Below are 13,495 nucleotides of genomic sequence, written 5' to 3' on the forward strand. Positions count from 1 at the left end.
TTTTAATTAGTCATAGATTGTACTAAGGCATAGAATTAATTCACTTTTACGGTACTAATGATCAGGGTATGGCAATCAGCTGGATTTTCTTTACTTTAATGGCTGCATTTATGCAGGCCTGGCGAAATGCCTTTCAAAAACAGCTCAGTACTACTGTCGATATTTGGGGCGTGACACTGGCACGTTTCCTGTTTGGCTTGCCGTTGGCCGGGCTTTACATTGCAGCTTTATACCATTTCAAACCGGTAGAAAGTGTGGTGCATTTTACCCCGAAGTATTGGATCTATATTCTGATTGCCGGTATTAGCCAGATTCTGGCAACCGCCTTGATGGTGCAGCTGTTTAAACAGAAAAATTATGCGATTGGCGTTGGACTGGCAAAAAGTGAAGCGATTCTGGCAGCCATTATCGGAGTAATTTTCCTGTCAGATCATCTGTCTGTACTCGCCTGGATTGGGGTGCTGATCGGTGGTTATGCGGTATTCCTGCTGAGTAAGGGCAATCAGCTCACCGGCCTATCTACCAAGACTTTAGCCATCGGAATCGGCAGTGGTTTGAGCTTTGCCATTACTTCACTCTTGGTCCGTGAAGCCAGTCTGGAACTGCCGATGTTACCAACCGTGCATCGTGCTTCATGGGTATTGATTTCGGTGATTGGTTTCCAGTGTCTCAGTATGCTGATCTATTTAAGCTTGTTTAGCCGCAAAACCTTAATTGCCATGTGGCAACGTTTGGGACTCACGTTTAAAGTCAGTTTTTGTAGCTTTATGGCCTCCCTCGGCTGGTTTACTGCCATGAGTATGATGAGCGTGCCAATCGTGAAAACCTTGGGACAAATCGAAATCCTGTTCAGTCTGCTGATTTCAGCTTATTTCTTTAAAGAAAAACTGGCGCGTGCCGAGCATTGGGGCTTGGTACTGGTGGTGATTGCAGCGATGCTGGTGATCTGGGCTTAACGAATACACGAATAAAAGAAAAGCCACGATATATCGTGGCTTTTTTATAAGAATAAATTTAAGCAGCAAGAAAAGTTTGTACGGCCTGATTAAAGGCTTCCGGTTGTTCAATATTGGAAATATGCGAAGCATTGATTTCAAACAACTGGCTATTCGCAATACGTTGCTGCATAAACTGTCCATCTGCAACAGTCGTCACCGGATCCTGCTGACCCGCAATAATCAGCACAGGGATTTGAATGCTACTAAGTTGTTCGCGGACATCCGCCTTAGCCAGAGCTTCACAGCAGTTTGCATAGCCTTCTGGGCTGCCAGCTCCGAGGTCGTTTGAAAGTTCTGCAACGACTGCCGGGTTGCTCTGGATAAAGGGATCAGTAAACCAGCGTGATGCCGCAGTTGCTGCAATCGGAGCAAGACCTTGCTCACGGACAAGCACAGCACGGTCTTGCCATGCCTGTTCCTGGCCAATTTTGGCTGCGGTGTTACAGACTATCACCTGGCTAAAACGTTCTGGCTTATGAATCGCCAACCATTGACCGGTTAAGCCACCCATAGAAATACCACAGAATGCTGCTTTTGCAATATCCAAATGATCCAGTAGATTCACGACATCCTGACCCAGCTGCTCCAAGCTATACGGGCCTTGTGGTGCTTCCGAACCACCATGACCACGGGTGTCATAGCAGATTACGTAATGATCCTGCTGGAAATGTTCAATCTGTGGCTGCCACATGCTGTATTTGGTACCCAGTGAGTTGGAAAATACCAAGGCAGGTTTGCTAGCATCCCCAAAAGTCTGGTAATTAATCTGGGCATCATTTGATGTAAATATTGGCATTTGTTATTCCTTTTATTTCCTTCTAAAAGTTCCTCCCTGAACAAGGCATAAGCACTGCTTAAGCCTTGTGCAAGAAAGGGAGGTTAGGAGGGATTTTTTAAACACGTTCAATAATCAGCGCGATACCTTGACCTACACCGATACACATAGAGCAAAGGGCATATTTCCCGCCAGTCTGTTCCAGCTGGTTCAGTGCGGTTGTCACCAGACGGGCACCGGAAGCACCTAGTGGATGGCCAATGGCAATGGCACCGCCATTCGGGTTTACATGTGCGGCATCATCCGGAAGACCTAAGTCACGGGTTACCGCCAGTGCCTGTGCAGCAAAGGCTTCATTCAGCTCAATCACATCCATCTGCTCTAAAGTCAGACCGGTTTGTACCAGTAATTTCTTGATGGCAGGTGCTGGACCAAAACCCATGATTCGTGGTTCAACACCTACAACGGTTGAGCCAATAATTTTGGCACGTGGTTTTAAGCCATGCTGAGCAACAGCTTCATCAGATGCAATCAGGAGTGCCGCTGCACCATCGTTAATACCAGAAGCATTACCCGCCGTTACAGTCCCCTCTGCTTTCACCACAGGTTTCAGTTTCGCCAGAGCTTCTGCTGTGGTAGAGGCACGCGGATGTTCATCAGTATCTACCACAACTGGTTCGCCTTTATGCTGAGGAATGACCACGGGCACGATTTCATTTTTAAAGAAACCTTTGGCTTGTGCTGCTGCTGTACGTTGCTGGCTGGTCAGGGCAAACTTGTCTTGATCTTCACGATTAATATTGAACTGTTCTGCCACGTTTTCAGCAGTTTCCGGCATGGTTTCCACGCCATACAGTTCTTTCAGTTTCGGGTTGATAAAACGCCAGCCCATGGTGGTGTCTTCAATTTTCTGGCTACGGCCATAAGCGGTTTCTGCTTTACCCATGACAAAAGGAGCGCGTGACATGGATTCCACACCACCAGCCACAATCAGATTTGCTTCACCAGCTTTAATCGCACGTGCTGCAATCGCGACTGCATCCATCGATGAACCACACAGACGGTTCACGGTCGTTGCCGGCACCTGATAAGGCAGGCCTGCAAGCAATGAAGACATACGACCGACGTTACGGTTGTCTTCACCGGCCTGATTGGCACAGCCATAAATCACGTCATCGACCTGTTCCCAGTTCACGCTTGGATTGCGTTCCATCAAAGCTTTAATTGGAACTGCACCTAAGTCATCTGTACGAACAGGCGCGAGACCACCGGCATAACGGCCGAATGGGGTACGGATGGCATCGATAATATATGCATTTTTCATTTATTAAATTCCTTGTTCCTTTAAATCCCCCTAAATCCCCCTTTATCAAAGGGGGACTTTTCCTCCCTTTCTTATGCTGAATTTTAAAAGCTGTGCTTTAAAACTCACTCAGGGAGGTTAGGAGGGATTATTAACCCTGTGTCGCATCAATCAGTTTGGCACCAGTTAATGCCTGCAATTCTTCAAATGACAGACCTTCAACTTTCTCAATCACTTTCATCCCTTCAGGTGTCACATCAATCACACAAAGATCGGTATAAATACGGTCGACACATTTCAGGCCAGTCGCAGGATAAGACAGTTCGGCCACGATTTTTGGCTCGCCTTTTTTGGTCACATGGTCTGTGGTGATGAAAACTTTCTTGGCACCCACAGCCAGATCCATCGCACCGCCGACTGCTGGAATTGCATCTGGTGCGCCAGTATGCCAGTTGGCCAGATCGCCATTTTCAGCCACCTGGAACGCGCCCAGTACGGCGATGTCCAGGTGACCGCCACGCATCATCGCGAAAGAGTCACCATGATGGAAGAATGAACCGCCTTCGAGTAAGGTCACGAATTCTTTACCGGCATTGATCAGTTCAGGATCGCGGTCTTCTTCAGCAGGAGGAGGGCCGAAAGCCAGCAGGCCATTTTCAGAGTGCAGGAAGACGTCTTTGTCGCTTGGCAGGTAGCTTGAAATCTTGGTCGGTAAACCAATACCGAGGTTCACATAAGCGCCATCAGGAATGTCTTGTGCCACACGTTCAGCGATCTGGTCACGGGTCAGTTTGCTATAGCTCATTATTTCTCTCCGATGCCAATTATTGTGCAGGTTTAACTTGAACAACGTGTTGAACAAAAATTCCTGGGGTAATGATGTGCTCTGGATCCAGTGTACCCAGTTCAACCACCTCAGAAACCTGTGCAATGGTTACATCAGCTGCCATCGCCATAATCGGGCCAAAGTTACGCGCAGATTTACGGTAGACCAGATTGCCCCAACGGTCGCCCTGATGGGCCTTAATTAAAGCAAAGTCAGCTTTAATCGGATTTTCCAGGACAAAATCTTTGCCTTCATAGTTCAAGGTTGGTTTGCCTTCAGCCAGCAAGGTACCAAAACCGGTTGGGGTATAGATTGGACCTAAGCCCATACCTGCTGCCTGAATACGGCAAGCCAGATTACCTTGCGGCACCAGTTCCAGTTCGATCTTGCCTGCACGATAGAGTTCGTCAAATACCCAGGAATCAGACTGACGCGGGAAAGAGCAGATAATTTTACGCACAGCGCCCGCTTTAAGCAGTTTCGCCAGACCATAGTCGCCATTACCAGCATTATTATTGACAATAATAAGATCCTTGATTCCCAATTCGATCAGACCATCAATCAGTTCAGCAGGCTGACCCGCTGTCCCAAATCCGCCGATCATAATGATAGAACCATCCTTGATCTGGGAGAGTGCTTCTTTCAATGATAATGAACTTTTATCTATCATAATCTGGTCCTTACATACCCTAAACTAATGGATGTCTTTAAATTCGTTTTGAATCTGATGTTGCAACCGGAACAGCATTACGGTCTTTCTGTGACAGCAGAAAATGTGCTACCAGGCCAATACAAATCCCCCAAAAGACTGAACTCAGCCCCAAGAAATGCATGCCGGAAGCAGTTGCTAAAAAGGTGATCAGTGCGGCATCACGTTGCGACTCTTTGCCCATCGCCACAGAGATGTTAGTGGCAATTGCTCCGAGTAAGGCCAGTCCTGCCAAAGCTGCAATTAATTCCTTCGGCATCAGGCTAAACAGCATGACAATGCTGCCGGCAAACAGGCCGCCTAAAATATAAAAAAGCCCGTTCGCCACACCCGCGATATAACGCTTTTCTTTCAGCTCGTGCGCGTCTTTGCCTAAACACAATGCGGCCGTAATAGAGGCCAATACAATAGTAATCCCCCCCACACAGGCTACTGCGAGCGAGGCAATACTGGTTGCACTGATAATTGGCTTGGCAGGCATGTCATATCCACTGATCTTGATAATGGCCATTCCTGGTAAGAACTGGCCCGACAGACTGACCAGAATAAGCGGGAGGGCCAGATTCAGGGTGGAACTCCAAGTCCATTCCGGTGCAATAAATTGCGGAATTGCCAGACTGAAATCTGCCGTGACCGGATTAATCTTGCCCAGCAGCATGCTTAAAATCACACCGGCAACCAGCACCCAGACCATGGCATAACGTGGACTGAAACGCTTGGCCAGCAAAAACACCGCCAGCATGCCAAAGACGATATAGGGCATGGTATCGGTCGCGGTGAACAGTCCTAAACCAAACTGCAGTAAAATTCCGGCCATCATTCCGGCAGCGACTTCCTGGGGAATCCAGGACAGCAATTTGTCGAAATAACCGGTAATCCCAATGAGAAAAATCACCACAGCAGAGGTGATATAGGCCGCAACCGCTTCATTGAGCGAAATATCGGGAAACAGCGTGACCAATAGTGCCGTTCCGGGCGCAGACCAGGCGGTGACAACAGGTATTTTGTATTTAATCGATAAAAAGATACCTGCGAGCGCCGCACCAATAGAAATTCCCCAAATCCATGAAATCATCATGTCTGGGGAAACCTGGGCTTGCTGCGCTGCCTGGAAAAAAATGATCAGTGGTCCTGAATAGGAAATCAGCACTGCTAGAAATCCTGCAACAGTCGCTGAAATTGACCAGTCATTTTTTAATGTCTGAAACAGGGTGTTCATTGGTAATGTGCCTCCTTGCGTCGAACCATGAGCCTGTCAAAAATCGTGATGATCAGGACTAGCCTTGATCTCCACCACCGACCGGTACTACGGTACCTGTCATATAAGATGATTCATCGGAAGCCAGGAATAGAATGGCATTTACTTGCTCCTGAATTGTGCCGTAGCGACCCATAAACGTACGGTCAATGGTCTGATCTACCACTTGCTGCATCCATTCTTGTTCAGATTCAGTCAGTGGATTGGCATTGCGCGGTACTTTACGGGGAGGTGCTTCGGTGCCACCCGTTGCAACTGCATTAACGCGAATACCATCTTTGGCATGTTCAAAGGCAAGGGAAGCCGTCAGGCCATTTACGCCACCTTTCGATGCCGAATATGGCACACGGTTAATGCCGCGTGTGGCAATAGAAGATACGTTTACAATGGTACCCTTCTGATTTTTAATCATTTCTGGTAAAACTGCACGGCAACACCACAGCGTTGGAAACAGCGAACGGTTCACTTCCTTGATAATTTCCTCTTCAGAGAATTCTTCAAAAGGTTTCATCCAGATGGCACCACCCACGTTATTGATCAGTACATCGACACGACCATAGGTATCTAAGGCTTTTTCAACGACTGACTGAGCACCGGCAAACGTTTCCAGATTGGCTTTGACGGTAATCGCATCACCGCCAGTCGCTTCAATTTCAGCCAGAACTTCTTCCACATAAGGGGAAAGATCAGCCATGACGACTTGAGCGCCTTCGCTCGCCACTTGCAGCGCGACACCGCGCCCAATGCCCTGAGCGGCACCGGTCACGATTACAACTTTATTTTCAAATCTTTGACGATTAGACATTGAATAAATTCCCTCTAGTTAGTTTGCTGAGAATTTTTCAAACAGGAAGCTTGCAGGTTTTACGCCTTCTGCTTCTAGCCAGCCGCGAACCGCTTCAACCATTGGTACCGGGCCACACAGGTAGATATCAACCTCACCAGCATTTAGCCATTCATTTTCAATATGGCCAGTGACATAGCCTTTACGTTCATGTGCAGATTCCGGGTTTGCCACTACAGTACGGTATTCGAACCACGGGAATTTATCTTGTAGTTTATTCAGTTTTTCAATGGCCACCAGATCAAAATCATTGGTCACACCAAATACCAGACGCACTGGATGCTCTGAACCTTTTTCTTCCAGCACTTGCAACATCGACATGAATGGTGCAATACCTGTACCACCCGCCAGCATCAAGACAGGGCGGGTCACAGGGCGCAGGTAGAAGCTACCAAACGGACCGGTAAAGGTCATTTTGTCGCCAGCTTTGGCATTTTTGCTCAAGAATTCACTCATTTTCCCGTTCGGTACATTACGTACTACGAAACCAGTCAGGCGATTACCCGGTTTTGAGCTGAATGAATAAGAACGGGTTTCTGTGGTGCCTGGAATACTAACATTGACATATTGACCTGCCAGAAAGTGAATGTCTGGTTGACCATCATCGAGTTGAATATCAAAAGTAATGGTGGAATCAGACAGGTTTTCTACACGGGCCAACGTACCTTGAAATGCATGAATCTCGGTTTTACAGACATCAGAGGAGGCCTGAATTTGGAACACGGCATCCGAAGTCGGTTTACATTGGCAAGCCAGGATAAAACCTTCTGCGGCTTCTTCTGGTGTCAGTGCATCTTCAATGTACATTTCTTCAGGCATGTCATACGCACCTGATTCACAAAAAGCGCGGCACGTTCCACATGCACCGTCACGGCAATCTAGAGGGATATTGATCTTTTGACGGTAAGCTGCATCGGACAAGGTTTCGCCTTGGGCAACACTAATAAAACGTGTAACGCCATCTTCAAATTGGAGTGCAACATTGTGGTTTGACATGGCTGAATATCCTATATAAATCTTTGAAACTTAGCCTTTCAGCCATATTTCCCTGGCTGAAAGGTTTGACCTTGCTGTCGAGACAGTCTTAGAGGTGATAAATGTCGATAACCTGGTTGATGTAATCGTTTTTCAGCACCACGTATTTGCTTAAAATCTGTGGTTTTTCGCCTGAAAAATTGATTACATAACGAGACATACCAAAGTAGCTGTAACTGGTTTTGTAGCGGAAACTCAGGGTATTCCAGTTAAAGCGCACAGTGACCTTGTCGCCATCACGTTCCACAATTTCAATATTGCAGATGTTGTGACTAGTACGGGTATCCGGCATGGTGGCAGATGAACGTTCTGTCTTGATCCGGAACACACGGTCTTCAAGACCCTGACGGTCTGGGTAGTAAATCAGTGAGATTTCAGACTGTGGATCTTCAGTCAGACGGTCATCATCATCCCAGGCTGGCATCCAGAAAGAAGCAGTAGGGGCGTAGCACTGTAACCAGTCATCCCATTGCTCATCATCTAAAAAGCGGGCTTCCTGATACAGGAACTGTGCAATATTTTCTAAAGTGATGTCGCTCATGCGGTTTCTCCTTCAGTGCTTGCAGCAATTTCTTTTTCAGTCGCAATGCCTTTTTTGATCAGCTCTAACCAGTACTGGTGCTGAGCCAGGTACAGGCCTTCATCTTCTGTTTTAATACCAGACAGTTTTGGTTTCAGGCCAATTTCATTGGCTGCATCATCTGGCCCTTGAATCCAGTGCTTAGAACCACGGCACATATCATTCCATTCCAGCGCGATCCCAGCATAACCGGCCTGACAGGCACGGAATTCTTCCAGATCGTCTGGGGTAGCCATACCAGAAGCATTAAAGAAGTCTTCATACTGACGGATACGGCGGGTGCGTGCTTCAGGCTCTTCACCGACAGGACCGATACAGTAAATCGTCACTTCAGTCTTATCGACAGAGATTGGACGCAGAACACGGATTTGTGAGCCGAACTGATCCATGAAGTAAACGTTTGGATAGATACACAGGTTACGTGAACGTTCGATCATCCATTTCGCCATCGCTTCACCGTATTTCTCTGTGTATTCGTCTTTCTTGGCGAAGTTTGGACGGTCTTCCGGGTTGGCCCATTGTGTCCAAAGCAGCATATGACCATGTTCAAAGCCGTAAGAACCACCGCCTTGTTTGCCCCATGAACCTGCGCTCATGGCACGAATATTATCGCCAGCTTCTTTTTCCTTACGTTGCTGAGTGGTCGCAGCGTAGTTCCAGTGCACGGCAGAGACGTGATAACCATCGGCACCGTTTTCTGCAGTCAGCTTCCAGTTACCTTCATAGGTATAAGTCGATGAACCACGTAAAACTTCCAGACCTTGCTCAGACTGACCCACGATCATGTCGATGATCTTCGTGGCTTCACCCAGATATTCTTCCAGAGAAGGAACATCCGGATTCAGGCTGCCAAACAGGAAGCCTTTGTAATTTTCAAAACGAGCTACTTTTTTCAGGTCATGAGAACCGTCCTGGTTAAAGCAATCTGAATAGCCTGCATCAGCCGGGTCTTTGACTTTTAAAAGCTTACCAGAGTTATTGAATGTCCAGCCATGGAATGGGCAGGTATAGGTTGCTTTATTGCCACGCTTATAACGGCAGAGCTGTGCACCGCGGTGTGAGCAGGCATTGATCATGGCATTCAGTTCGCCATTACGATTACGTGCAATGATGATTGGCTGACGGCCAATATGGGTTGTGTAGTAATCGTTGTTATTAGGAATCTGGCTCTCATGGGCCAGATAAACCCAGTTTCCTTCAAAAATGTATTTCATTTCCAGATCAAACAGGGCCTGATCAGTAAATACGGAACGGTGCAATTTAAATTCACCAGATTCAAAATCATCGACCAGTAATTCATCAATACGGTCTAAATGGCTGGTGTTAATTACAGGAATACGAGGCATGTCCAGTCTCCGACTTTCCAAGGAGGGGAAGTCATCGGGATGTTGCTCAGACTGACATCCCGATTCCATTTTGAATTAAGCGCTTGCGCGACGACGTTCTACTTCAGTGCTTGGTGCAGCAACCTGGTCTTTCACCAGTTCAATATTGAACTGGATATGTTTGAATGGACCATTTAAACCACGGCGTGCGATTTCAGCTTCATCGGTCACATCAACAGCAGTTGCGACCAGCCCATCACGTGTGGCGAAGGCAAAGTCATCCCACAGGTATTGATCGCCTTCGATATTGAACTGTGTGGTTAACTTTCGGTAACCCGGTGCAGATACGAAGTAATGCACATGAGATGGGCGGTTACCGTGACGACCTAATTTGTCCAGTACGAACTGGGTAGTACCTTCAGGTGGACAGCCATAACCGACCGGCATGGTGGTCAGCGCAACATATTTACCGTCTTGATCGGTAAAGATAGAACGGCGCAGGTTAAAGTCCGATTGCGACTTGTCAAAGAACGAATAGTTGCCCAGGCTGTTGGCATGCCAGACTTCAACTTTGGCACCTTCAATGATGTTGCCGTCAGTATCGGTCACCGTGCCTTCAATAATCAGGGTCGGAATTTTGCCTTCTTCAGAACCGTCATCCATACGCGCAAAACCAACTGATTCAGGTGCACCTGCAACATAGAGCGGGCCTTCGATGGTACGTGGTGTACCGCCAGTAATGCCTGCTTTGGCATCTGCTTCATCCGCGCGTAAGTCTAAGTAATGTTCCAGACCAAGACCTGCAGCCAGTAAGCCTAATTCATTGGCTTGACCTGCATCAGTAAAGTATTCCAGACCTTTCCAGAGTTCAGTCTGAGAAATATCAAGATCTTCAATAGCCTGGAAAAGATCACCTAATAAACGTACAACAACTTGTTGTACACGCGCATCAACTGGTCCTGTCGCTGTGTCGACATTCATTTTTTTAACCAGTGCATCAATTTCTTGGCGGTTCATACTATTGCTCCTAAAGTATGTTTTCATATTTTAGTGGCGCATCTTTAGCTTTATCGGCTGGCTAAATTTGGCTGGCCACAATCCTTGTTGCAGTACTCTCTGTTTGTTTTTTGCAAGGGGAATCTTTCGATTCCTGATCTGGTACTTAATTAACTGTCATCATCTCGAACTGAAGATGGATGACGGTTTAATGGCATGACTTCGATGTTCATATACGGATAGAGTGGCAAGCCTTGTAGCAGGTTGTGCAACTCTTCATTGCTTTCAACATCAAAAATACTGATGTTTGAATACTGTCCAGTGATGCGCCAGATATGACGCCATTTACCTTGACGCTGCAGATCCTGTGAATAGGCTTTTTCGACAGCCTTAATTTCATTGGCCTGTTCAACTGGCATATCTTTTGGAATATTGACGTCCATTCGTACTTGGAAAAGCATGGGGTTCTCCTGGAATTATTGACGACGCAAGTTGTCAATTTTGTTTTCATCCAACTCAATACCCAGACCTGGTCCTTTCGGAATCTCAAGTTCAAAGTTTTGATACTGGAGTGGGGTTCTTAAAATTTCATCAGTTAACAGCAGTGGACCAAACAGTTCGGTGCCATAAGCGAGACTTTCAAAAGTCGAGAAGGCATGGGCAGAGGCGATCGTGCCCACCGGACCTTCAAGCATGGTGCCGCCATACAGATCGATACCTGCCAGCTGTGCCACTTTTGCAACTTCACAACCTTCAATCAGGCCACCAGATTGCGCCACTTTGACTGCAAAAACTGATGAGCCATGCTGACGTGCGATCTGATAGGCAGACTGCGGACCCATCAAGGATTCATCCGCCATGATGGCGATATCAAAACGCTGGGTCAGACGTCGCATTGCATCCAGATTATCAATGGCACATGGCTGTTCAATCAGGTCAATGCCGCCGTCCTGGAGTAACTGAATGCCTTTAATCGCGTCTAGCTCTGTCCAGGCACGGTTCACATCAACACGGATCGAAATGTCTTTGCCTAGTGCCTGTTTAATCGCAAGCACGTGTTCAACATCCTGTTCCACTGGACGAGAACCAATTTTCAGTTTGAAAATATTGTGGCGTTTGGCCGCAATCATTTTCTGGGCTTCAGCAATGTCTTTCTCGGTATTGCCAGATGCCAGGACCCACAGCACTGGTACGCTGTCACGTAAACGTCCACCTAGAATTTCACTCAGTGGCTGGTTCAAACGTTGTGCCTGAATATCCAGTAGCGCAGTTTGAATGGCACACTTGGCAAAACGGTTACCATTAATATTCTTTTTGATGGCTTGTAATGTCTGTGCAACATTCAAACCTGATAATGTTTTCAGAAGCGGTGCAAAGTAAGTCTCAATATTCACTTTGACACTTTCTGGGCTTTCTTCACCGTAGCCTAAACCGCCAATAGTGGTGGCTTCGCCCCAACCCACATAGCCGTCTTCGGTGGTGATTTTGACCAGGACCAGTGTCTGGGTTTGCATGGTTGCGACAGCCATCTTGTGAGGACGGATCGTCGGTATTTGAACCAGCAAGGTTTCAACTGACTTATACATAATTACGCTTCACATTCTTGCTTTAATGTTTTGACTTGATATACCTTAAAAGAATAAATTTGATTGGTCTAAGATCGATTTAGCATTTTTTTATACTTTAAAGGTATGCAATAATATGGAACTCAGGCATTTGCGTTACTTCGTCGCAGTCGTCGAAGAACAAAGTTTTACCAAGGCGGCAGAAAAACTGTTTATTGCTCAACCACCTTTAAGCAGACAGATACAAAATCTGGAACAGGAACTGGATATTCAGCTCTTTGAAAGAGGTAGCCGGCCGCTTAAGACCACAGAAGCAGGTCAATTCTTCTATCAGCATGCGGTTAAACTTTTGTCTAATGCGGAAGAAATCAAATCGATGACCAAGCGGATTGGTATCGCGGATCGCACCATTAGCATTGGTTTTGTTGGCTCGTTATTATTCGGTTTACTGTCGCGTATTGTGTTTCTATTTAAGCAGCAACACCCCCAGCTCAAAATTGAGATGGTTGAAATGAATACTTCAGAGCAGATTCAGGCACTTAAAGAAGGGCGGATTGATGTCGGTTTTGGACGCTTGAGAATTTCAGATCCAGCAGTGAAACGGGTGTTGCTGCGTGAAGAAAGACTCATGGTCGCGGCACATTCTAGTCATTTTCTTTCGCAACGAGATGGCGTGAATCTGGCTGAACTGGTAGATCAGCCACTCTTTTTATACCCGAATAATGGTAAGGCTAATTTTTCTACCCAAGTGCGCGGTATATTTTCCGAGTATGGACTAGAGCCAAAAAATATCCGTGCAGTCAGTGAATTGCAACTGGCACTTGGCTTTGTAGCTGCTGGAGAGGGTGTTTGTATCGTACCGGAAAGTGCACAGAATATTCGGCTGGCACATTTAAACTTTATCCCTTTATTAGATGAATTTGCGGTCAGCCCGGTCTTTATGGCTATTCGTAATATGGATGAAAGTGAATATATTCGATATCTGTTTGATGCGGTCTATCAGGTCTATGATCTTGAAGCAATTAAATATGATCGTGCGGTGTTTTAAACGAGATTAAAAACTTTTTAGATGTTATATAAAATAGGTGAAATTATTATTTAATGACTGAATTAAAGTCGTTTTATTTGGACGAATATCATTAAAGCATAGTAAATAGACCTCTTTCATAAATCATTTTTTGCTCAGTTCCAAGTTGTAGATTCCAGCGATTAAATTGAATCTCAAACCAAGCCTTTTACCTCTATTTCGATAACGCTCAGCAAGAATTTTGAAGGTTTTCA

Annotated in this window: 14 protein-coding genes and 1 pseudogene; 2 read left to right on the forward strand and 13 right to left on the reverse strand. The window is 46.3% G+C overall.

Annotated elements, in window-relative coordinates:
• The first annotated feature begins 68 nt into the window (after positions 1-68).
• Entirely contained in the window at positions 69-956 is an 888-nt protein-coding gene (locus FTV31_RS13895) for a DMT family transporter (RefSeq protein WP_180015404.1), read from the forward strand.
• Positions 957-1,014: 58 nt separating this feature from the next.
• Here FTV31_RS13895 and pcaD read toward each other — a convergent pair whose 3' ends face one another.
• The 12 genes from pcaD to FTV31_RS13955 form a co-directional block, all read right to left on the reverse strand.
• Complete coding sequence (gene pcaD / locus FTV31_RS13900) at positions 1,015-1,794, reverse strand: 3-oxoadipate enol-lactonase (RefSeq protein ID WP_180015406.1); 780 nt, start codon at positions 1,792-1,794, stop codon at positions 1,015-1,017.
• A gap of 97 nt (positions 1,795-1,891) precedes the next feature.
• Positions 1,892-3,097, reverse strand: a complete 1,206-nt coding sequence (gene pcaF, locus FTV31_RS13905; protein ID WP_180015407.1) for a 3-oxoadipyl-CoA thiolase — start codon at positions 3,095-3,097, stop codon at positions 1,892-1,894.
• Between the two features lie 130 nt (positions 3,098-3,227).
• The gene (locus tag FTV31_RS13910; protein WP_180015409.1) at positions 3,228-3,881 is read right to left on the reverse strand and encodes a 3-oxoacid CoA-transferase subunit B; all 654 of its coding nucleotides are present in this window, start codon (positions 3,879-3,881) and stop codon (positions 3,228-3,230) included.
• A 19-nt stretch (positions 3,882-3,900) separates the two neighbouring features.
• The gene (locus FTV31_RS13915) at positions 3,901-4,572 is read right to left on the reverse strand and encodes a 3-oxoacid CoA-transferase subunit A (RefSeq protein WP_180015411.1); all 672 of its coding nucleotides are present in this window, start codon (positions 4,570-4,572) and stop codon (positions 3,901-3,903) included.
• A gap of 37 nt (positions 4,573-4,609) precedes the next feature.
• Positions 4,610-5,830 (reverse strand): benzoate/H(+) symporter BenE, encoded by a 1,221-nt coding sequence (gene benE, locus FTV31_RS13920; RefSeq protein WP_180015413.1) that lies wholly within the window; start codon positions 5,828-5,830, stop codon positions 4,610-4,612.
• Positions 5,831-5,888: 58 nt separating this feature from the next.
• Complete coding sequence (gene benD / locus FTV31_RS13925; RefSeq protein ID WP_180015415.1) at positions 5,889-6,674, reverse strand: benzoate diol dehydrogenase BenD; 786 nt, start codon at positions 6,672-6,674, stop codon at positions 5,889-5,891.
• An 18-nt stretch (positions 6,675-6,692) separates the two neighbouring features.
• The gene (benC, locus tag FTV31_RS13930) at positions 6,693-7,709 is read right to left on the reverse strand and encodes a benzoate 1,2-dioxygenase electron transfer component BenC (RefSeq protein WP_180015417.1); all 1,017 of its coding nucleotides are present in this window, start codon (positions 7,707-7,709) and stop codon (positions 6,693-6,695) included.
• Positions 7,710-7,797: 88 nt separating this feature from the next.
• Entirely contained in the window at positions 7,798-8,289 is a 492-nt protein-coding gene (benB, locus tag FTV31_RS13935; protein ID WP_179992594.1) for a benzoate 1,2-dioxygenase small subunit, read from the reverse strand.
• Entirely contained in the window at positions 8,286-9,674 is a 1,389-nt protein-coding gene (gene benA, locus FTV31_RS13940; protein WP_180015419.1) for a benzoate 1,2-dioxygenase large subunit, read from the reverse strand. Before benA ends, benB begins: the two co-directional genes overlap by 4 nt.
• Before the next feature lie 75 nt (positions 9,675-9,749).
• Complete coding sequence (gene catA, locus FTV31_RS13945; protein ID WP_180015421.1) at positions 9,750-10,670, reverse strand: catechol 1,2-dioxygenase; 921 nt, start codon at positions 10,668-10,670, stop codon at positions 9,750-9,752.
• 149 nt (positions 10,671-10,819) lie between these two features.
• Positions 10,820-11,110 carry a muconolactone Delta-isomerase gene (catC, locus tag FTV31_RS13950; RefSeq protein ID WP_180015423.1) on the reverse strand — a complete coding sequence of 97 codons (291 nt, stop codon included), beginning with the start codon at positions 11,108-11,110 and terminating at the stop codon, positions 10,820-10,822.
• Between the two features lie 15 nt (positions 11,111-11,125).
• Complete coding sequence (locus tag FTV31_RS13955; protein ID WP_180015425.1) at positions 11,126-12,235, reverse strand: muconate/chloromuconate family cycloisomerase; 1,110 nt, start codon at positions 12,233-12,235, stop codon at positions 11,126-11,128.
• A 115-nt stretch (positions 12,236-12,350) separates the two neighbouring features.
• On the opposite strand from FTV31_RS13955, the gene FTV31_RS13960 reads away from it, so the two are divergent.
• Positions 12,351-13,262 (forward strand): LysR family transcriptional regulator, encoded by a 912-nt coding sequence (locus tag FTV31_RS13960; RefSeq protein WP_005100217.1) that lies wholly within the window; start codon positions 12,351-12,353, stop codon positions 13,260-13,262.
• Between the two features lie 123 nt (positions 13,263-13,385).
• On the opposite strand, the pseudogene FTV31_RS13965 reads toward FTV31_RS13960, so the two are convergent.
• A pseudogene (locus FTV31_RS13965) lies at positions 13,386-13,495 on the reverse strand (IS5/IS1182 family transposase); the annotation flags it as partial.

The sequence above is a fragment of the Acinetobacter sp. YH16031 genome (assembly GCF_013417335.1).
GTDB lineage: Bacteria > Pseudomonadota > Gammaproteobacteria > Pseudomonadales > Moraxellaceae > Acinetobacter.

Excerpts from the sequence above, each read along its gene's own strand:
- FTV31_RS13895 (WP_180015404.1), top strand. The coding sequence starts at position 69 with ATGGCAATCAGCTGGATTTTCTTTACTTTAATGGCTGCATTTATGCAG.
- pcaD (WP_180015406.1), bottom strand. The coding sequence starts at position 1,794 with ATGCCAATATTTACATCAAATGATGCCCAGATTAATTACCAGACTTTT.
- pcaF (WP_180015407.1), bottom strand. The coding sequence starts at position 3,097 with ATGAAAAATGCATATATTATCGATGCCATCCGTACCCCATTCGGCCGT.
- FTV31_RS13910 (WP_180015409.1), bottom strand. The coding sequence starts at position 3,881 with ATGAGCTATAGCAAACTGACCCGTGACCAGATCGCTGAACGTGTGGCA.
- FTV31_RS13915 (WP_180015411.1), bottom strand. The coding sequence starts at position 4,572 with ATGATAGATAAAAGTTCATTATCATTGAAAGAAGCACTCTCCCAGATC.
- benE (WP_180015413.1), bottom strand. The coding sequence starts at position 5,830 with ATGAACACCCTGTTTCAGACATTAAAAAATGACTGGTCAATTTCAGCG.
- benD (WP_180015415.1), bottom strand. The coding sequence starts at position 6,674 with ATGTCTAATCGTCAAAGATTTGAAAATAAAGTTGTAATCGTGACCGGT.
- benC (WP_180015417.1), bottom strand. The coding sequence starts at position 7,709 with ATGTCAAACCACAATGTTGCACTCCAATTTGAAGATGGCGTTACACGT.
- benB (WP_179992594.1), bottom strand. The coding sequence starts at position 8,289 with ATGAGCGACATCACTTTAGAAAATATTGCACAGTTCCTGTATCAGGAA.
- benA (WP_180015419.1), bottom strand. The coding sequence starts at position 9,674 with ATGCCTCGTATTCCTGTAATTAACACCAGCCATTTAGACCGTATTGAT.
- catA (WP_180015421.1), bottom strand. The coding sequence starts at position 10,670 with ATGAACCGCCAAGAAATTGATGCACTGGTTAAAAAAATGAATGTCGAC.
- catC (WP_180015423.1), bottom strand. The coding sequence starts at position 11,110 with ATGCTTTTCCAAGTACGAATGGACGTCAATATTCCAAAAGATATGCCA.
- FTV31_RS13955 (WP_180015425.1), bottom strand. The coding sequence starts at position 12,235 with ATGTATAAGTCAGTTGAAACCTTGCTGGTTCAAATACCGACGATCCGT.
- FTV31_RS13960 (WP_005100217.1), top strand. The coding sequence starts at position 12,351 with ATGGAACTCAGGCATTTGCGTTACTTCGTCGCAGTCGTCGAAGAACAA.